Source organism: Sphaerisporangium sp. NPDC005288 (assembly GCF_040607475.1).
GTDB classification, from domain to species: Bacteria; Actinomycetota; Actinomycetes; order Streptosporangiales; family Streptosporangiaceae; genus Sphaerisporangium; species Sphaerisporangium rhizosphaerae.
In genome coordinates this window covers 67,603-86,082 of record NZ_JBEXGT010000020.1, presented here as the reverse complement: position 1 = coordinate 86,082, position 18,480 = coordinate 67,603, and the positions used below count along the sequence as shown (strand labels likewise).

Here is an 18,480-nt window from a genome sequence, read left to right as displayed (position 1 = left end):
TTCATCGAAGGGACGGGGAGCTCACGCGGCTTCCACGAGACCGAGTCTCGCGTGCATCCGTTCTCGAACCACCGGCCATTCACCGGCCAGGATGGAGTAGTACGCGGTATCTCGGACCGTGTCGTCGGCGCCTCGGCTGTCCGCCCGCCGCACACCGTCCAGGTGTGCGCCGAGGGCCTCGATGGCGGCCCGGGAACGCAGGTTGCGTACGTCTGCCTTGAGGGTGATGCGGTGGACCTGCCAGGTCTCGAAGGCGAGCGAGAGCATCAGGTACTTGCTCTCCCGGTTCACGCTGGTGCCCTGGGCCGATGCGGCCAGCCAGGTGTAACCGATGTCCGCCACGGACGGGACCTCGCCCACCACGCCTCGCGTGCCCGGAGGCCAGGGCAGGGGTCCCTGCCAGTACTCCAGGTGCATGAGACGGGTGGCACCGACGACTCTGTCGGTGTGCAGCCACCGGATGGCGAAGGGCATGGTGCGGCCCTCCGCCTGCTCAGCCTGAGCGGCCTCGACGTACGAGGTCATCTCTTCCCGACTGGCGGGAACCCGAGTGAAGGCGTAGGTGGAACGGTCTTCACTCGCCGCGGCGACCAGGTCGTCGACCACCGCGAGGCTGAGTGGTTCCAGGCGCACGGAGCGCCCGGACAGGGTGACAAAAGCGGGCATGAGCACATGATGAGGGCTCCATTGCAGACTCTGCGCCAAATCGGATGGAACTTCTAGGTGAGCGTCCAGGAAAGCGGTGATCATGAGGGTAAAGGCGCAGGTCAGAGCCATGATCACCGCACTGTTCCGGTGCTGGTCGACGGTAAAGGTTCGGTAATGCCGATCAGGGTGCCGCCGGTGCCAGCGAGGCGGGCGGCCAGGCCGCCGGACACCCCCTCGGAGTGAGCGCCGCGAGGGCGCCGTCAAGGTGCGAAAGGGCGGCCGCCACCCACGGCAGTTCGAGCGGTTCCGGGCTGTTGAGCGCGGCCAGCCGCCGCTCCTCGTCCTCGCCGTACAGCAGGCTCGTGGCGACCCGGACGCTCAGGTCGGCGGGCCGGTCGCCGAAGGCGGAGCCGGGCAGGACGCCCACGCCGTGCCGTTCGAGCAGGCCGGTGGCCAGCTCGCCTGAGGTGCCGAACCGTCCGAGCGGAGTGAGGTCGGGATACAGGTAGAAGCCGCCCTGGGGCTCGGCCACGATGGCGCCCGCCCGCGTGAAGCGGCCGGCCACCGCGCGGGCCACGATGCCGTGCAGCCTCCTGCTCGCGGCCACCCGCTCGACCAGCTCCGGCGGTTCGGTGTAGGCGTAGGCCGCGGCGTGCTGCACCGGGGCGGCCGGGCTGGACCAGATCTCCGAGGCCACGGCGAGCATCGCCTCCCGGAGCGGCCACGAGGGCAGCCGCGCCACGCCGATGCGCCACCCGCCGAGGGCGAGGCTCTTGCTCAGCCCGCTGGTGACCACGGTGCGCTCGGGCGCGACGTCCGCCGGGCTGAGAAATTCGGCATCGGGATCGTGGACGAGGTCGCGGTAGATCTCGTCGGAGATGATCGTGAGGTCCAACTCGCGGGCGACCTGGGCCAGGCGGCGCACGGTTCGCGGGGTCGCGAGCCTGCCGGTCGGGTTGTCGGGCAGCGTCACCAGCACCGAGCCGACCGTGCGTCCCCGGGCGCGCGCCCGTGAGACCGCCGCGGCCACCTGCTCGGGATCGGGCGTCCCCCCCTCGCCGGAGGGCGCCGGAACCATGATCGGCTGCACGCCGGCCAGACCGGTCTGGGCCGCGTAGCTCACCCAGCTCGGCATCGGCAGGACGATGTCGCCGCCGATCGCCAGCAGCAGGGCGTACAGCAGCGGCTTGCTGCCCGGGCCACAGACCACCAGGTCGGGATCGGTGGGAAGCCCGCGGCGCTCCCAGTAGCCGGCCGCCGCCTCGCGCAGGGCCGCCGCGCCGGCGACCGGCCCGTAACCGTTCTCCCGCGAGGCCGCCTCGAGGCGCTCGCGCAATGCCGGGTGGACGGGGAGGCCCGCCTCGCCGAAGGCCAGGTTGAGAACCCGTTCTCCGGCGCGGCGTCTTCGGGCGATGTCCTCATTAGCTGCCAGGGTTGCTGAAAGCGTGACATTCATCGTCATAACCTCCTGGTGTCTGGGGACCTGCCCAGCTTGAACGGGTACACCCATCGGCACAAGCGAGGCTTTTCGGTGGTGAGCACAAGGAGAACCGATGCTCGACTTACGGCGGCTGTCCCTGCTCCGCGAGTTCGCGCGCAGGGGCAGCATCGCCGCCACGGCGGCGGCGCTCGGCTACAGCGCCTCGGCGGTGTCGCAGCAGCTCGCGACCCTGGAACGCGAGTCGGGTTCGGCGCTGTTGGACCGCACATCCCGCAGCGCCGAACTCACGGAGGCCGGGTACCGGCTCGTCGAGCACGCCGAACGCATCCTCGCCATGGTGGAGACCGCCGAGTCCGACCTGTCGGCCCATGCCGCCACGCCCTCGGGGCGCGTGGTCGTGACCGCCTTCCCCACGGCGGCCGTCGCCTTCGCCCCGGTCCTCGTGCGGTCGCTGCGCCGGCACACCGCACTGTCGCTGCGGCTGCGCCAGGGCCGGTCCGGCCGCGGCATCAGGGAGGTCGAGGCGGGAGAGGCGGACATCGCGCTCGTGGACGACTGGTACGGCGGCATGCGTTCGCGTGGCACCGACACCTTGCGCGTGCTGCCGCTGCTGCACGACCCCATCGTGCTCGTCGTGCCCCGCCGGCACCGGATGGCCGACCCGTCGGTCCCGGTCGACATGCTGACCCTGCGCGACGAGCCGTGGATGGCCACCCCCGACGGAGAACCGTCGCGGATGGCGGTGGACCGCCTGCTGTCGGACGTCGGAGGCGCCCTGCCTGTGCCTTGGGAGTTCGAAGGGCTCGGCACCATCCTCAGCCTGGTCGCCAAGGGCATCGGCATCGCCGCGGTGCCGGCGCTGGCCCTGGCCGCCGGAGTGCGGGGCGTCGCGGTGCGCGAGATACCCGGCAACCCGGTCACCCGGGAGGTGCGGGCCGTCGTCAGGACGGCGAGCGTCAACCGTCCGTCGGTCGCCGCGACGCTGCGAGCCCTGCACGTGGCGGCCCGCTACCTCGCCGCCGACCTCGCGCCCGTCCGGTCCTCCACCGACTAGTGCGGTGACCACATGCGTTCACCGGGCGCGGCTCTCCACCCCCGGCCATGTGCCGCAGTGATCGGCGCCGGGTCGGCGGGTCGTGGTACGGCGATGCCGGCGCCTGCTACGGCGCCGGAGCCGGTGAACGTTCGTGGGCAGCGCACTAGCGGGCGCGGCCGCCGTGGCGGTGCGGGACCGGCCGGTGCGGGACCGGGCGGGGCGAGGACGGCGGGGCAGGCGGGGCCGGAGGCCGGGCCGCCGCCGCGCCTCAGGTCAGCAGTCGACCAGGTCGGGCCGCTGGTTGAGGATCTGCGCGCGGGCGGTGACGAACTGCGCGTGCGCCTTCTCGGCCGCGGGGTCGAAGACCGCGACGCGGTGGCAGTTCTGGAAGGCGAGCCGCACCCCGAAGTGCCGTTCGAGCGCGCCGCGCATCGCGTCGCTCGCCAAGCAGCGCAGCAGCTGGCCCCGCGCCGCCTCGTCCGGCGGCGGCGTGAGGTTGTCGGCGAACTCGGCGCCGCTCTGCTCGCGTTCCCGGACCAGCCCGGTGATCAGGGACCAGGCGTACGGGAGCGAGTCGCGGACGCAGGCGAGGAACGCCTCGTCGTCCACGTCGCCCGCGCGGGCCTGGTCGACGAGCTCGTTCGGAACGGTCAGCGACATGCGGGTTCTCCTCTCGAGATGGGCGGGTCCGACGTCAGGCGTCAGGTCGGACCGGCTCCAGGTGGCGGTGGGGGGACGGTCACATGGGCGGCGCGTGCCGCCGCGGGGGTCGTCCGGCGTCGTCCGGAGTTCCGGCATCGCGGCCTCACAGCCTCGTGCAGGCTCGTCCGGCGTCGTCCGGCGTCGTCCGGCGTCGTCCGGCGTCGTCCGGCGTCGTCCGGCGTTGTCCGGCGTCGTGCGGCGTCGTGCGGCGTCGTGCGGCGTCGTGCGGTGTCATCCGGCGGGGACGGTGGGGCGCTCGCCGAAGACGAAGCCGTGGTCGATCTGCTTGCGCAGGTCTTCCCCGGTGGCGCGGTTCGCCCAGGCTTCGGCGTTGCGGACGTGGAACTCGATGGTCTGCCGGCCGAACCTCTCCCAGTCCTTCTCCTGCGCCTGTACGCGCGCGAGGAGCGTCACGAGGGCCTGCCGGTTGGCCGGCTCCAGGTCCTCCAGGGTGAACGCGCGGCCCTGCTCCATGGCGCGGACGGCCGGCGAGTGCTCCAGGCACACCAATAGGTCCTCGCCCACCTGCTCCTGGAGGAAGGCGACGTCGGCCGCGGAGTGGACCTTGTTGCCGACCACCGTGATGGGCACGTCGAAGTCGCGGGCGTGGTCGCGGTACTGGCGGTAGACGCTGACGCCCTGCCGGGTGGGCTCGGCCACCAGGAAGGTCATGTCGAACCGGGTGAACATGCCCGAGGCGAAGGAGTCGCCGCCGGCGGTCATGTCGACGATGACGTATTCGTCGCGGCCGTCGACCAGATGGTTGAGGAAGAGCTCGACCGCGCCGACCTTGGAGTGGTAGCAGGCGACGCCGAGGTCGTCCTCGCTGAAGGGGCCGGTGACCATGAGGCCGAACCCCTGGACGGCGGTGGTGAACCGGTCGGCGAAGAAGGGGTCGTCGAGACCGACCAGGCGCGACCCGCGGCCGGGCGGAGTCGTCTTGACCATGGAGCCGGCGGAGGCGATCAGCGGATTCTCGCCGCGCAGGTACTCCTTGATCTCGCCGATGTGGACGCCCAGCGGCTCGGGCAGCGCGGCCGGGTCCAGGCCCAGGACCAGGCCGAGGTGCTGGTTGATGTCGGCGTCGATGGCGACCACGGGGCCGCCCTGTCGTGCGACGTAGCGGGCGAAGAGCGACGACAGCGTGGTCTTGCCGCTGCCGCCCTTGCCGACGAAGGCGACTCTCATGCGGGAAATCCAATCTGGTTATGAAAACCATTGCAAGTACCGGCGGCCTCATCATGCCACGCCGCACCGGCTCTCCTCGTCGGCTTCCGGCTCCTCCGGCTCGTCTTTCACCTGCTCTTGCCCTGCCCGAGGCTTGTCCGAGGCCCGCCGGGCAGTCCTGGCCCGGCCGGCGCGGCGGCCGTCCACAACCTGTGGGCGGCGGTCGGGCAAGCGTCCCTTGTCCCCGGCGGCCGGCCGGTGCGTTGTCCACAAGCGCGGTTGCTGTTCGCCCTTTCTGTCCGAGAAAAGCCGCGGGAAGACGTTCTCTGTCCACAGCCGGTGGATTCGGTGGGCTGAGGGCGGCGCGCGTTGAGTAGGGTTCCTGTCGTCCAAGCACTGAGAGGGTGATACGGGTGGCGGCCACTTCGACTCCGCCGGCGTCCGACGAACGCGCCGACGACAAGCTTCGTGCCTGGCTGTTGCACGGGCTTCTGCAGTCCGACCGCAAGTCCGTCGGTCACCACGCCGAGCCGGCGCCGCACGAGCAGCACCACTGGTGGCAGGTCATGTGCCTCACCGGTGTCGACTACTTCTCGACCCTCGGCTACCAGCCGGGCATCGCCGCGCTGGCCGCCGGCGCGTTGTCCCCCGTCGCCACGCTGCTGCTCGTCGCGCTCACGCTGTTCGGCGCCCTGCCCACCTATCGCGCGGTGGCCGCCGAGAGCCCCAACGGCCTCGGCTCGCTGTCCATGCTCGAGGGCCTGCTGCCCGGGTGGCGGGGCAAGCTGCTCGTGCTGTTCCTGCTCGGGTTCGTCGCCACGGCCTTCGTCGTCACCATCACGCTGTCGGCCGCCGACGCGACGGCCCACCTCCTGCAGAATCCTTTCGTCCCCGACTTCTTGGAGGGGTGGAAGGTCCCGATCACACTGCTGCTCATCGCCCTGCTCGGCGTGGTGTTCCTCGGCGGCTTCAGTGAGGCCATCGGCCTGGCGGTCGTGCTCGTCGCGGTCTACCTCGCGCTGAACGTCGTGGTGGTGGTCACGGCCGTCGCGCAGGCGGTGGCCCACCCCGCCCTGGTGGGCGACTGGCGGCAGGCTCTGGTCACCGAGCACTCAGGGCCGCTCGCCATGATCGCCGTCTCGCTGTTCGTGATGCCCAAGCTCGCGCTCGGCCTGTCGGGCTTCGAGACCGGCGTCGCGGTGATGCCGCTGGTCAAGGGCGACCTGGCGCAGCGCGTCAAGGGCGCCAAACTGCTGCTCACCACCGCCGCGCTCATCATGAGCGTGTTCCTCATCGCCAGCAGCTTCGCCACCAGCGTGCTCATCCCGGCCAAGGAGTTCCACGAGGGCGGAAAGGCCAGCGGGCGGGCGCTCGCCTACCTCGCCCACACCTATCTCGGCGACCTGTTCGGCACCGTGTACGACCTGAGCACGATGGCCATCCTGTGGTTCGCCGGGGCGTCGGCCATGGCCGGCCTGCTCAACATCGTGCCGCGCTATCTTCCCCGCTACGGCATGGCCCCCGACTGGACGAGGGCCGTTCGGCCCCTCGTGCTGGTGTTCACGGCCATCGCCTTCGCCATCACCGTCTTCTTCGACGCCGGCGTCGAAGAGCAGGGCGGCGCGTACGCCACGGGCGTGCTGGCGCTGATCCTCTCGGCCGCCGTCGCGGTGACGCTGTCCTGCTGGCAGAAGCGCCATCTCCGCAGGACCGTCGGTTTCGGCGTGGTCGCGCTGATCCTCGCCTACACCGCGATCGCCAACATCATCGAGCGCCCCGACGGGTTGAAGATCGCGTTCTTCTTCGTGCTGGCCATCATCGTCACCTCGCTCATCTCCCGGGCCACCCGCTCCACCGAGCTGCGGGTCAGCGCCATCGAACTGGACGAGGAGGCCAAGCGCCTCATCGACGTGCCCGGGAAGATCCGCATCATCGCCAACGAGCCCGACGCCCGCGACCGGCAGGAGTACGCCGACAAGGACCACGAGACCCGCCGCAACAACCACCTCCCCGACGACGAGCCCCTGCTCTTCCTGGAGGTCACCATCGAGGACGCCTCGGAGTTCCACTCCGAGCTGTGCGTGCGGGGCGAGGAGCGCCACGGCTACAAGATCCTCACGGTCGAGGCCGCGACGGTCCCGAACACGATCGCGGCCGTCCTGCTGCACATCCGCGACGAGACGGACAAGCTGCCGCACGTCTACTTCCACTGGTCCGAGGGCAACCCGATCGCCGCACTCCTGCGCTACCTGGTCTTCGGCGGCGGCGACGTCGCCCCCCTCACCCGCGAGGTCCTCCGCCAAGCCGAACCCGACGACACCCGCCGTCCTCCGGTCCACGTCGGCTGACCCCCGGATCCACCTCGGTCGCCTGTCGGGGAGCCGGTGGGTGGGGCGTCAGGGGTGGGGGGTTGGGGGGTGGTAGTACTTCAGCACGGCGTCGTGGGTGGGTTCGAGGCGGTCCCACTCGGTGCGGGTGGTCACCCAGTCGATGACGCTGATCCGGCCGCCAGAGATGATCATCCGCTGCAGCTCGTGGTACGGGACGCCCTTGACGGCCCATGAGTGGTATCCGGGGCCGGTCCAGGTGCTCTCCCATTCCGCGACGACCACGCCCTTGGCGGGAGCGGAGCCCTTGCGCACGGCCAAGGTGACTCCGGGTGTGCCGCCGTCGGCCGGTGTCGGCGGCGTCGCCGATGCTCCGGGCGTGGTGGGTGTCCTCGGTGTCGCCGATGCTCCGGGCGTGGTGGGTGTCCTCGGTGTCGTCGGTGCTCCCGGCGTCGTGGGTGCTCCCGGTGTCGGCGATGTGGTGGCGGGGGAGGATCGTGTGAAGCTCGCCGGTGTCGCCGGGGTGGTGGGAAGCTTCTCCAGGCGGATCCTGCGGTACTTGCGCACCGACCCGGACAGGGACGTCTCGACCTCGGTGAGCAGGTCCAGCGGGTCCCGCCCATGGGCATCGACGACCTCCACGCCCAGATAGGCGGTGCCCGTCGGCGCCGCCCAGGTGTGCCGGCCGTCCTGTACGGACAGTCGCCAGCCGCGCGGCACGCCGGCCCTCCAGCCCGCGTCCGCGTCGTACCACTTCATCCGCAACCGGTCCGGGGCCGGTGACGCCGTCGCGGGGGCGGCCGCGCGGGTGGACAGCGTGCTCGACGTGGGAGCCTCCGTGGACGGCACGCCGTCCCGTCCGGAGGACGTGGTGTCCGGCGGGCGCAGCATCGCCCACCCGCCGACGGCGCTCGCGATCACCACGGCCGCCGCCACGCCGGCCAGCAGCTTGGTGTGGCCGGCCAGTCTCGGAGCGGTCGCGGCGGGCGTCGCCGCCGGTGAGCGGAGCGGCTCCAGCAGGGCCTTCGCCGCCGACGCGCTCATCCGCTTCGCCGGGTCCTTGGCCAGCAGGCCGGCGAGCACCGGGCGCAGTTCGACGGGCACCCGGGCCAGTTCGGCGTCCTGGGTGAGCAGCGAGGCGAGCGGCCCCATGGAGTTCTCGAACGGCGGGCGGCCGACGACGGTCGCGAACAGCGTGGCGCCCAGCGACCACAGGTCACCCTCCGGGGCGGCGGGCGCGCCGTCGAGGCGCTCGGGCGCGACGAAACCGGGCGACCCTATGGTGCCGCTGCGCTGCGCGTACGGGTCGCCGAGCGAGGTGGCGATGCCGAAGTCGCTGAGCACCACCCGGCCGTCGTAGCCGATCAGGATGTTCGCCGGTTTCACGTCACGGTGGACGACGCCGGCGGCGTGCGCGAGCGACAGGGCCGTGAGCACCTCGCTCGCGATCGTCGCGGCCCGGGGCACCGAGAGCGGCCCTTCGCTGCCGAGGACGCGGTCCAGGGAGCGGGACGGGACGAGCTCCATGATGATCCAGGGGTGCCCCTCCTCCTCGGCCACGTCGTAGACGCCCACGATGGTGCGGTGGTTGAGCCGCGCCGCCGTGCGGGCCTCGCGTGAGGTCCGGTGGAGCATCTGGAGCCGCTGGCGGGAGTCGAGCCTGGGCGGGACCAGGACCTCCTTGACGGCGACCGGCCGGTCGAGGAGCGTGTCGTGCCCCTCCCACACCATTCCCATGCCGCCCTGCCCGAGGGCTCGCACCAGCCGGTACCGCTTCACCACCAGTTGCCCAGGTGTTCCCATCCAAAATGCCCCTTCGCGGGCGATAGAGCGAGAAGTCAGCAGACGGGAAGTCTTCCACAGTTGCCGCCACCGCCGCGCTCCAACAACGCCGTCCCGCATGAAGGTCGCCGGCGCCCACCGCCGCGCCGTCCCGCTCGGTTCACCGTGCCGGCGAGTGGTCTGGCGGGACGCGGTCGAAAGGGTCCGGGTATGCCGACGGCGCGAACAGGTACGCGAACGGGTGGCCGTCCAGCCTGGGAGCCGTGAACGTGGCGGTGAAAGACCCCATGGCCGGGACTCCGTGCCCCCTGGCCACGAGTGGCTCGACACCACCACTGGGCCGGTGAAGACGAAACGGCCCGGACCTCCGTCGGCTGGGCAGAGCTCCGGTGCGGCTTGATGGGGTCCGGCCGCCTCCGGACGGACGCTGTTCACGCGCCTCAGCGCGCGGACGCGGTGGTCGGGTCGCCGGGAACGACGCTTTCAGACAGGTGGGGCGGTGAGGGGTGGGAGGGAGCCGGTGGCGATGTGGGCGAGGGTGATCTCGGTGAGCGTCTCGTTCTCGAAGGTGCGCAGCGCGGACCAGACCTCGGCGAGCGGCCCCGCGACCCCGGGGAACCGCTCGCTGTGGGAGGGCACCCCCTCGACGACGAGGATGACGTCGGCCAGCGTGATCTCGGTGGCCGGCCGGGCGAGCCAGTACCCGCCCTCGGGACCCCGCTGGCTCTCGATGAGCCCCGCGCGCCGCAGCTGGAGCAGGATGTTGTCCAGGAACCTGCGGGGGATGTCCTGGGAGCTCGCGATCCGTTCGGCCGGCACCGGGCCGGGAGGAGCGGCCGCGAGCTCCGCGGCGGCGCGGAGGGCGTACTGCGTCCTGGCGGAGATCCGCATCAGCCGACCGGCTGGTCGAGCCCCCAGCGGCGCCTGAGAGCGTTGTCGGCCGCACCGAAGCACATGTCCACGACGATGCCGATGACCAGGATCACGATCATCGTCGCGAGGAGACCGGGTGCGTCGGACAGTTCACGTGCGTTGTCGAGCTGCTCGCCGATCGAGGTCTGGTGCGCGATGATGACCAGCAGCTCGCCGGCCATGAGGGACCGCCACGCGAACGCCCAGCCCTGCTTGAGGCCCGACAGGAACGAGGGCAGCGAGGCGGGCAGGATGACGTGCCGGTACAGCGCCAGCCGCCGCAGGCCGAGGATGTGCCCGGCGCGCAGCAGAATGGGCGGGGTGTAGTCGACGCCGGCGATCAGCCCGTTGGCGATGGACGGCGCGGCGCCGAGCACGACCACGAACAGGATGGCGCTCTCGCTCAGCTTGAACAGCAGGATCGCCAGCGGGAACCACGCGATGGACGGCATGGTCTGCAGGCCGGTGATCAGCGAGCCGAACGCCGCGCGCAGCGGGCGCACCCGGGACACCGCCGCGCCGACCACCAGCCCCACAAGGACGGCGACCGCGAACCCGAAGATGGCGCGGCGCATGGTCACCGCGACGGCCTGGTAGAAGTCGCCGTCGCCGAGGCGGTGCCCGAGCTCGCCGAGGACGGTGATGGGGCCGGGGAGGACGTACTCGGGACGCCAGCCGCTGAGCACCACCACCTCCCAGATGGCGAAGACCAGGAAGATCGCCGCGATCATCGGCCATGCCCGTGACCAGACGCGCGCGGCGACGCCGCGCCGCTCCTTGCCCGACAGCTCGAGCGCGTCCAGTCCGGCGAGGTGCTGGGAGAGGTCGGCGGTCATCGGTCGGCTCCCGCGGGGACGGCGCCGGCCGCGGACACCGCCTGCGCCGGTCTGGCGTGGCGCAGCACCTCCTGGCGGAGCCGGTCGGTGATGGTGGAGGCCAGACCGGCGACCTCGCCGGAGTCGGTGCGGCGCGGGCGCGGCAGGGTGACGGCGTAGTCCTCGATGACGGTTCCCGGCCGGCTGCTCAGCAGGACCACCCGGTCGCCGAGTCGGACGGCCTCGCGCACGTTGTGCGTCACGAACAGGACGGTCAGTCCCCGCTCGCGCCAGATGCGCTCCAGCTCGTCGTGGAGCAGGTCGCGGGTCATCGCGTCCAGCGCGCCGAACGGCTCGTCCATGAGCAGCACGTCGGCCCGCTGGGCGAGGGCCCTGGCGAGGGCGACCCGCTGGCGCATGCCGCCGGACAGCTCGTGCGGCCGCTTGCCGCCGAAGCCGGCCAGGTGGACCGTCTCCAGCAGCTCGGCGGCTCGCGCGCGGCGTTCCTTCTTGGTGGTGTTCCGGGCGGTGCCGGTCACCCGCAGGGCCAGCTCGATGTTGGACGAGACCGTGAGCCACGGGAACAGGGCCGGCTCCTGGAACATCATCGCGATGCGCGCGCCGCCGGTGTCGATCGTCCCGGCCGTCGGGCGGTCGAGCCCGGCGACCAGGTTGAGCAGCGTGCTCTTGCCGCAACCGGACGCGCCGAGCAGGCAGGCGAACTCGCCTTTGCCCACCGACAGCGTGACGCGGTCCAGGGCGAGCAACTCCCTGCCGTACACCTTGGAGACCGCGTCCAGCCGGACCGCGGGCTCGTGCCCGTCGACCCGGCTGGAGCGCAGCTCCCTGCTCGGAGCTGTCACTTCGACTCCTCACCCGGCGCCCCCGCCGGCCGGTGGCCGTCGGCGCCGTTTGGGCTGTTTCGACCTGCGGTGCCCGTCCGTCCGGGGGCGCCGGTGGAGCGGGGCGGCCGGCCCGCCCGGCCGCGGGGGCCGGACGGGCCGTGCTGAGCGTGATGAGCGGGGTGCCCGCCCGTGAGGGCGGGCGCGGTCACTTGTCGTTCACCGCCTGCTGGCCCTTGGCGGCGAGCACCTCGTTGAGGATCTTGAGGTCGTAGATGCCGTTGAGGTCCACCGGGTCCAGCAGCCCGACCTTCTGCGCGTGGTCGGCGCTGGTGACCAGGGAGGAGGCGATCGGGTCGTTGGTGAAGGTGATGTTCTTGAAGGCGCTGTCCAGCACCTCGGGCTTCAGCGGCTTACCGGTGAGGTCCTGAAGCTCGGCGTTGATCGCCTCCTTGGCGCCCGCCGGGTCGGAGTTGATGTAGGCGGTCGACTCGACGTGCCCCTCGATCAGCTTCTTGACCAGGTCGGGGTGCTCCTTGAGGAACTGCTGCCGGACGATCAGGTGGGTGATCACGAACTTCTTGTCCGGCCACAGGTCGGACTCGTTGACCAGGATCTTGCCCTTGCTCTCGAGCACCAGGCGGCTGGCGAACGGTTCGGGCACCCACGCGCCGTCGATGTCGCCGGTGGCGAAGGTCTGCAGGGTCTGGGAGTTCTCCTGCGGGACGATCGAGACGTCGCCGCCGCCCTTGGTGTCGGTCTTCAGCCCCTTCTCCTGAAGCCAGTAGCGCAGCGCCACGTCCTGGGTGTTGCCGAGCTGCGGCGTGGCGATCTTCTTGCCCTTGAGGCCGGCGACGTCGTTGATGGTGGGCTTGACGACGAGGTACACGCCGCCGGAGGCCGAGCCGGCGACGATCTTGATGGCCTGGCCCTTGGACTTGGACCAGGCGTTGATCGCCGGGTTCGGCCCGATGTAGGTGGCGTCCACCGCGTCCGAGAAGATCGCCTCGGTCGCGGCGGGGCCGGCGTTGAAGGTCGCCGTCTTCAGCGTGACGTTCGAGCCCAGAGCCTTGGCGAACAGGCCCTTCTTGACCCCGACCAGGGCCGTGGAGTGCGTGATGTTCGGAAAGAAGCCGAGGCGGACCTCGGTCTTGGCAGCGTCGCCGCCGGAGGATCCCCCATCCCCTCCGCAGGCAGCCGCGAGGGCGGTCACCGCGACCGCGGCCACCACGGCCGCCATCCCTCGTAGCCTGCGAACCCTCATTGACCTCTCCCTAATTCCTACTTAATAAGTCGGTTAGGTGTCATAACACGACATGCGGAGCCACATGTCAAGCGGGAGCGGGGTTTCGGACGCCTGTCGTTATCGCTTCGTGTCCCTGGCCGGTGGCCTCTACCAGCCCATATGACGAAATATGCCGTTATGTCTGCGAGGGGGCTGAGAGGCCGGTCAGCCGATGGCGAGGCGGTAGGCGTGGCCGGCGCTCGCCTGGAAGGCGGCGGTGTCGCCCTCGACGGCGCAGGGCACGCGCGTGCGGCAACCGTTCAGGAACGCCGGGTTGCGCAGCCGCACCTCACCGTCATGGCCGGCCAGGACGCGCACCTCCACCAGCTCACCGTCCCGCCAGGTGGCGCCCACCGTGTGGCCGCCCCGGGCGCGCAGCCCGTCGAAGGAGCCGTCCGGCCACGCCGAGGGCGGCGCGGGCAGCACGTCGATCACCCCGAGGTGGCTCTGCAGGAGCATCTCGGCGACGCCGGCCGTCGTCCCGAGGTTGCCGTCGATCTGGAACGGCGGATGCGTGCTCCACAGGTTCGGATGCGTGCTGTGCCGCAGCTGCTCGGCCAGCAGGTGGTGCGCCCGGTCGCCGTCCAGCAGCCGCGCCCAGAGGTTGATCTTCCAGGCCCTGCTCCAGCCCGGCCCCGCGTCGCCCCGGTGCTCCAGCGCCACCCGCGCCGCCTCGCCGAACTCCGTGCACGGGTGGATGCGGCGGCCCGGGTGCAGGGCGAACAGGTGGGACAGGTGCCGGTGGGTGTCCTCGGGGTCGTCCCAGTCGTCCCGCCATTCCTGCAACTGGCCGTAGGGCCCGATGCGCAGGCCCTCGTCCAGCTCGCCCAGCGCCTTGAGCACGCGGTAGCCCGGCTCGATGCCGAGCTGGTCGGCGGCCTCGGCGGTGTTGGCCAGCAGGTCCCACACGATCTGCTGGGAGACGGCGGGGCCGGCCGAGAAGGGCCCGTGCTCGGGGGAGTGACCGGGTGAGACCACCAGGCCGCTGTCCTCGACCAGGTTCTCCAGCCAGAACTCGGCGGTCTCGCTGAGCAGGGGGTAGGCGTGGTCGCGCAGGTAGGCGAGGTCGCCGCCGAACAGGTAGCGCTCGTAGACGTGCTGGGCGAGCCACGCGGCCGCCTCGGGGAACCAGAACGCGGTCGGCCAGTCGTGCACGCCGGTGAACCCGAAGGGGTTGGTGCTGGAGTGGACCACCCAGCCCGGGGAGCCGAACATGGTCGCCGCGGTGACCCTGCCGGGGACGCGCAGCGCGTCGACGAAGCGCGTCAGCGGGGCGGCGCACTCGCTCAGCGCGGTCACCTCGGCCGGCCAGTAGTTCATCTGCACGTTGACGTTGGTGTGCCAGTCGCCGTTCCAGGGCGGGGCGGGGCTGTCGTTCCACAGGCCCTGGAGGCCGGCCGGCAGCGGCGAGTCCTCCCGGGAGGAGGCGATGAGCAGGTAGCGGCCGTAGGCGAACAGCAGCGCCTCCAGCGCACGGTCGCCGGGCCCGCCCCGGCCGTACGCCGCGAGCGCCCGGTCGGTCGGCGGCGGGCAGCCCGCCGCGCCGCCCCCGATGTCGAGCCGGACGCGGTCGAACAACCCGCGGTGGTCGGCGACGTGCTCGGCGCGCAGCTCGCCGTACGGGCGGGCGCTCGCGCGGTCCACGTGCGCGGTGACCGCCGCGCCGGGAGGCGCCCCGCGGTAGCCGGGGTGGGCGCAGGCGTAGTCGGTGCCCGCCGAGAAGACCAGCGTGACCGCGTCGGCCCCCCGGACGGCGACCGCGCCGGGCTCGTCGGTCCGGGCGCCGCCCTCCGCGATCACCTGGACCTGGCCCTCGTAGCGCAGCCCGTTGTCCTCCAGCGTCCCGCGCAGCGTCAGCCGGCCCCCCGCCGCGGCGTACTCCGGCGGCGCGGTCAGCGGACCCGGGGCCAGGCGCACGGTCAGCGAGATGTGGCCGGGACGGTCGGCGGCCAGGCGGACGACGACCGCCTGGGCGGGGTGACTGGCGAAGTGCTCGCGCGTGAAGCGCACCTCGCCGGCGGTGTAGCGAACGGTGGCGACCGCCGTCGTCAGGTCCAGCTCCCTGCGGTAGTCCGACACGTCGCCGCCGGGAGAGGCGATGTCGAGCAGCAGGTCGCCGAAGGGCTGGTAGGCGCCGAAGCCGGGGATGCGGCCGTCCAGGCCGGCGGGGTTGCCGAGCAGGTGGGCGGCCTCCACCGGGTCGAGGCGGCCGTGTTCGGCCAGGCGCCGCCTGACCTCGGCCAGGACGCCCGGTCGGGGGGCGGGCCAGTCGCCGGACCGGTAGCCGCCGGGCCCGGCGTCCTTGGACCCCGGGCCGCCGGTCCACAGGGTGCTCTCGTTGAGGGCGAGCCGCTCGGAGCCGAGCCGGCCGAACACCATCGCGCCCAGCCTGCCGTTGCCGATGGGCAGCGCCTGCCGTTCCCACGCGTCGTGCTCATCCGGCCCGTCGGCGGGCCGGTCGTACCACAGGCTCTGCATGTCTCCCCGATCAGCGTGGTGATCGAGTGAATCCTAACGAGATTTATAAGATTCAGTTACAAGAAGCGTTAGGTGACGTTTGTTCCGTTTGTGACGATATGACGGACGGGGTCGCTGAGGCGCGCGACCCGCTCGCCGCCGGGTCGCCGGGGGCGCCTCGCCGCGTGCGGGTGGAGGCGGGCAGCGGCACCCCGGTCGTCTCGGAGACCTTCTCCCTGATCAGCGCCCAGTCGGGGGCGGCCGTGTCGATCAGCGGCGGAACGAATTGCACGCTCTCCAGAGGGGCGTCCTTTATCCTGCGAGAAAGGGTCATAAACGCTGGAAGCGATTCTTGAGGTATATCTGTGGATATGTAGCGCTTTGCCGCATCAGCGAGCCGGCCGAAGCTCCTGATCACCGTGAACGGGTCCGCCTGCCGGGCGACCGCGTCCAGCAGGCACCGCTGACGCCCCATGCGGACGTAGTCGTCGCCGTCCGACCGGGACCTGCCGAACCACAGGGCCTCCGCGCCGCTCAGCCTGCGGGTGCCGGCCCGCAGCACGCCGCCCGCGAGGCCGTACGGGATGTCGTTCTTGACGGTCACCCTGACGCCGCCGGTCGCGTCGATTATCCGCGCGAAGCCCTTCATGTCGACCATCGCGTAGTAGTCGATCGGAAGGCCGAGGATGCCGCCGATCGTGCGCTTGAGCAGGTCGGGCCCGCGCCGTCCCGCCGGGACGCCCGGCACCGACTCCGGGTGGTCCTCGGCCCACTGGTACACCTCGTTGAGCAGGCCGGGATGGTTGAGCGTGCCGTCGCCGGCGAAGCCGCCGGGGAACATCCGCCGCGCCGGCCCCTCGGGCATGGGCACGTGCTGCAGGTTGCGCGGCAGGCTGAACAGCACCGTCCTGCCCGTCCTTGTGTCGATGGCCGCCACCGACATGCTGTCGGTGCGCGCTCCCGGACGCCGGGCCGCCGCGTCCGCTCCGAGCAGCAGGACGTTCACCCGGTACCTGCCCTGCCACGGATCGGCGGAGGCGGCGCCGCGCGGGGCGAACACCGTGGTCACCACGTCGCGGCCCACGTACGCCAGCCGCGCGGCGTAGAGGGTGGGCAGCAGGGCGGCGGCGCACATCACGCCCACCGCGGCCCGCCCGAGCGAGCGTCCCGGGCCGCCGAGCCCCGGGGGCCGGACGAGCCGGTAGGACGAGACGATCACCGTCGCCCAGGCGAGGCCGAGCAGCACCGCCGCGACGGCGAGGGCCGCCAGCCGGCCGGGCCGCGCCACGAGCGCGAGCACCTCGGGGCGCAGCGCCGTGGCCGCCGCCGTCAGGCCCGCCACCAGCAGGACCTGCGCCGCGAGCAGCGCCGCGCCGGCCGCGCGCCGGCCTGCGAGCAGGTGGGCCAGGCCCCACACCAGGGCCGCCGCGAGGGTGAGCCCGAGCGCCCCGCTCAGCCGCAGGGAACCCCGATCGCCTCTCATCGGCATCGCGCCTTCCGAAACTCCCACTCCGTCGGTAATCGATAACAGATTAGTAACGGAGAGTGGCGGCACGTCCGTGTAAGCCCGCGACACACCGGAAAGATCTTCCGGTGGCCGCGGGACGAAACGGCGACCATCGGGCGGAAACCGCGTTTCGCTGGTCGCGCGCCGGCTGCCTCGACCGGAACGGCCGTTAGGCGGGGGTGCGACGGAGGCGCTTCGCGCGACCGGGCCGTGCGCCGGTCGTGCGAAGCGGTCGCGGGTCACCGCCGGACCGGCGTTCCGCCGGCCGGCGGGCGGTCACCAGGTGACGGGGACCTCCAGCAGGCCACCGGTCAGACGGTCCGTGCGGGTGCGCAGCTCCTCCACCGGCACCGCCAGCTCCATCGTCGGGAACCTCTGGAAAAGGGCGCGGAACACCTCGGTCAACTCGACCCGGGCCAGGTTGGCGCCGATGCAGTAGTGCTGGCCGTAGCCGAAGGCGACGTGCGGCTCGGAGGTCTCGCGCCGGATGTCGAAGACGTCGGGGTCGGCGAAGACGCCCTCGTCGCGGTTGGCCGCCGAGGGGATGAGCACGACCGCCTCCCCCGCGCGGATGGTCACCTCGCCGTACTGGATGTCGGTCTTGGCGTACCGCGGCAGGCCGTGGTCGGACGGGGAGGTCATGCGCAGGATCTCCTCGACCGCGGCGGGCGCGAGCGAGGGGTCGGCCGCGAGGGCGTCGCGCTGGGCGAGGTCGCTGAGCAGGAACACCACCCCGTAGTCGATGCGGTTGAGCGTCGTCTCGTGCCCGGCGAACAGCAGGCCGGCCCCCAGTCTGGCGATCTCGGTGTCGTCGGCGTCCATCCCGGCCAGGTCCGACAGCACGTCCTCGGAGGGGTGCCTGCGCTTGTGCTCCACCAGTTCCAGGATGTAGGCGGAGAACTTCTCCATCGCCGCCGAGGACGCCGCGGGGTCGGTGGTGATGGCCATGCCGTCCGACAGCGCCCGGAACAGGTGGCGGTCCTCGAACGGCACGCCGAGCAGCTCGCAGATGACCAGCACCGGCAGCGGGAAGGACAGGTGCTCGTGCAGGTCCAGCGGAGGCGCGTTGCGCGCCATCTCGTCGAGCAGGCCGCCGACCAGCTCCTGGACGTGGCCGGACAGCGCCTTCATCCGGCGCGCCGAGAACGCGGGCGCCAGGAGCTTGCGCATCCTCTGGTGCTCCTGCTTCTCGGTGTCGAACTCGCCCATCGGGCCGCCGAGCATCACCGATCCCGACACCCTGGCCGCCGAGGCGGGGTCGGGGTGCGAGCGGCCGAGGCGGTCGTCGGCGAACATCCGGCGGACGTCCTCGTAGCCGGTGACCAGCCACACCTCGTCACCGACCGGCGTGCGGACCCTGGTGATCGGCGCGTGCTCCCGTAGTTCGCGGTACGTCGGCGGCACGTCGAGCTTGTGGCGGCGCTGGAACGGCATCTGCGGGAGATCTGACACGGTGGCGCCCCTCTGGTCGGTTCGCTTCCCCATCGCGAACGGTCATCTCGACCGTCGCATTTGCGCATCGATCCCGCAATGCCCATTGTCAATACTTGTCATGACAG

Annotated in this window: 14 protein-coding genes; 2 read left to right on the top strand and 12 right to left on the bottom strand. The window is 71.8% G+C overall.

All coding sequences use genetic code 11. The features are described from left to right. Positions 1-21: 21 nt before the first annotated feature. Both ABZU32_RS20140 and ABZU32_RS20135 read right to left on the bottom strand, forming a co-directional pair. Positions 22-777, bottom strand: a complete 756-nt coding sequence (locus ABZU32_RS20140; RefSeq protein ID WP_354851700.1) for a GNAT family protein — start codon at positions 775-777, stop codon at positions 22-24. A gap of 52 nt (positions 778-829) precedes the next feature. Then, the gene (locus tag ABZU32_RS20135) at positions 830-2,104 is read right to left on the bottom strand and encodes a pyridoxal phosphate-dependent aminotransferase (RefSeq protein ID WP_354924154.1); all 1,275 of its coding nucleotides are present in this window, start codon (positions 2,102-2,104) and stop codon (positions 830-832) included. A 97-nt stretch (positions 2,105-2,201) separates the two neighbouring features. On the opposite strand from ABZU32_RS20135, the gene ABZU32_RS20130 reads away from it, so the two are divergent. Further along, positions 2,202-3,143 carry a LysR family transcriptional regulator gene (locus ABZU32_RS20130; RefSeq protein WP_354851607.1) on the top strand — a complete coding sequence of 314 codons (942 nt, stop codon included), beginning with the start codon at positions 2,202-2,204 and terminating at the stop codon, positions 3,141-3,143. Positions 3,144-3,398: 255 nt separating this feature from the next. Here the strand turns inward: ABZU32_RS20130 and ABZU32_RS20125 are convergent, their stop codons facing one another. After that, a complete protein-coding gene (locus tag ABZU32_RS20125) occupies positions 3,399-3,785 on the bottom strand; it encodes an SCO5389 family protein (protein WP_354924152.1) in 387 nt (128 codons plus the stop codon). 273 nt (positions 3,786-4,058) lie between these two features. Next, positions 4,059-5,015 carry an ATP-binding protein gene (locus ABZU32_RS20120; RefSeq protein WP_354924150.1) on the bottom strand — a complete coding sequence of 319 codons (957 nt, stop codon included), beginning with the start codon at positions 5,013-5,015 and terminating at the stop codon, positions 4,059-4,061. 392 nt (positions 5,016-5,407) lie between these two features. Here ABZU32_RS20120 and ABZU32_RS20115 point away from each other — a divergent pair, with 392 nt between their 5' ends. Then, complete coding sequence (locus tag ABZU32_RS20115; RefSeq protein WP_354924148.1) at positions 5,408-7,342, top strand: amino acid transporter; 1,935 nt, start codon at positions 5,408-5,410, stop codon at positions 7,340-7,342. A gap of 48 nt (positions 7,343-7,390) precedes the next feature. Here ABZU32_RS20115 and ABZU32_RS20110 read toward each other — a convergent pair whose 3' ends face one another. The 8 genes from ABZU32_RS20110 to ABZU32_RS20075 form a co-directional block, all read right to left on the bottom strand. Continuing rightward, the gene (locus ABZU32_RS20110) at positions 7,391-9,124 is read right to left on the bottom strand and encodes a serine/threonine-protein kinase (protein ID WP_354924146.1); all 1,734 of its coding nucleotides are present in this window, start codon (positions 9,122-9,124) and stop codon (positions 7,391-7,393) included. Between the two features lie 462 nt (positions 9,125-9,586). After that, positions 9,587-9,994: an Rrf2 family transcriptional regulator gene (locus ABZU32_RS20105; protein ID WP_354851592.1), complete on the bottom strand. Its 408-nt coding sequence runs from the start codon at positions 9,992-9,994 to the stop codon at positions 9,587-9,589. Beyond that, on the bottom strand, positions 9,994-10,851 hold the full coding sequence (locus ABZU32_RS20100) for an ABC transporter permease (protein ID WP_354924144.1): 858 nt from the start codon (positions 10,849-10,851) through the stop codon (positions 9,994-9,996). Before ABZU32_RS20100 ends, ABZU32_RS20105 begins: the two co-directional genes overlap by 1 nt. Further along, positions 10,848-11,693 carry an ABC transporter ATP-binding protein gene (locus ABZU32_RS20095; RefSeq protein WP_354851586.1) on the bottom strand — a complete coding sequence of 282 codons (846 nt, stop codon included), beginning with the start codon at positions 11,691-11,693 and terminating at the stop codon, positions 10,848-10,850. The genes ABZU32_RS20100 and ABZU32_RS20095 overlap by 4 nt, the downstream gene beginning before the upstream one ends. A 187-nt stretch (positions 11,694-11,880) precedes the next feature. Continuing rightward, a complete protein-coding gene (locus ABZU32_RS20090) occupies positions 11,881-12,936 on the bottom strand; it encodes an ABC transporter substrate-binding protein (protein WP_354924142.1) in 1,056 nt (351 codons plus the stop codon). A gap of 186 nt (positions 12,937-13,122) precedes the next feature. Then, the gene (locus tag ABZU32_RS20085; protein ID WP_354924140.1) at positions 13,123-15,435 is read right to left on the bottom strand and encodes a glycoside hydrolase family 95 protein; all 2,313 of its coding nucleotides are present in this window, start codon (positions 15,433-15,435) and stop codon (positions 13,123-13,125) included. A 52-nt stretch (positions 15,436-15,487) separates the two neighbouring features. Further along, positions 15,488-16,897 carry an LCP family protein gene (locus ABZU32_RS20080; RefSeq protein WP_354924139.1) on the bottom strand — a complete coding sequence of 470 codons (1,410 nt, stop codon included), beginning with the start codon at positions 16,895-16,897 and terminating at the stop codon, positions 15,488-15,490. A gap of 300 nt (positions 16,898-17,197) precedes the next feature. Continuing rightward, positions 17,198-18,373 carry a cytochrome P450 gene (locus ABZU32_RS20075; protein WP_354924137.1) on the bottom strand — a complete coding sequence of 392 codons (1,176 nt, stop codon included), beginning with the start codon at positions 18,371-18,373 and terminating at the stop codon, positions 17,198-17,200. Positions 18,374-18,480 lie beyond the last annotated feature (107 nt).

Bases quoted from the DNA above. Each gene is read 5' to 3' on its own strand.
- ABZU32_RS20080 (WP_354924139.1), bottom strand. From the start codon at position 16,897: ATGAGAGGCGATCGGGGTTCCCTGCGGCTGAGCGGGGCGCTCGGGCTC.
- ABZU32_RS20110 (WP_354924146.1), bottom strand. From the start codon at position 9,124: ATGGGAACACCTGGGCAACTGGTGGTGAAGCGGTACCGGCTGGTGCGA.
- ABZU32_RS20085 (WP_354924140.1), bottom strand. From the start codon at position 15,435: ATGCAGAGCCTGTGGTACGACCGGCCCGCCGACGGGCCGGATGAGCAC.
- ABZU32_RS20140 (WP_354851700.1), bottom strand. From the start codon at position 777: ATGGCTCTGACCTGCGCCTTTACCCTCATGATCACCGCTTTCCTGGAC.
- ABZU32_RS20100 (WP_354924144.1), bottom strand. From the start codon at position 10,851: ATGACCGCCGACCTCTCCCAGCACCTCGCCGGACTGGACGCGCTCGAG.
- ABZU32_RS20135 (WP_354924154.1), bottom strand. From the start codon at position 2,104: ATGAATGTCACGCTTTCAGCAACCCTGGCAGCTAATGAGGACATCGCC.
- ABZU32_RS20105 (WP_354851592.1), bottom strand. From the start codon at position 9,994: ATGCGGATCTCCGCCAGGACGCAGTACGCCCTCCGCGCCGCCGCGGAG.
- ABZU32_RS20120 (WP_354924150.1), bottom strand. From the start codon at position 5,015: ATGAGAGTCGCCTTCGTCGGCAAGGGCGGCAGCGGCAAGACCACGCTG.
- ABZU32_RS20130 (WP_354851607.1), top strand. From the start codon at position 2,202: ATGCTCGACTTACGGCGGCTGTCCCTGCTCCGCGAGTTCGCGCGCAGG.
- ABZU32_RS20090 (WP_354924142.1), bottom strand. From the start codon at position 12,936: ATGAGGGTTCGCAGGCTACGAGGGATGGCGGCCGTGGTGGCCGCGGTC.
- ABZU32_RS20125 (WP_354924152.1), bottom strand. From the start codon at position 3,785: ATGTCGCTGACCGTTCCGAACGAGCTCGTCGACCAGGCCCGCGCGGGC.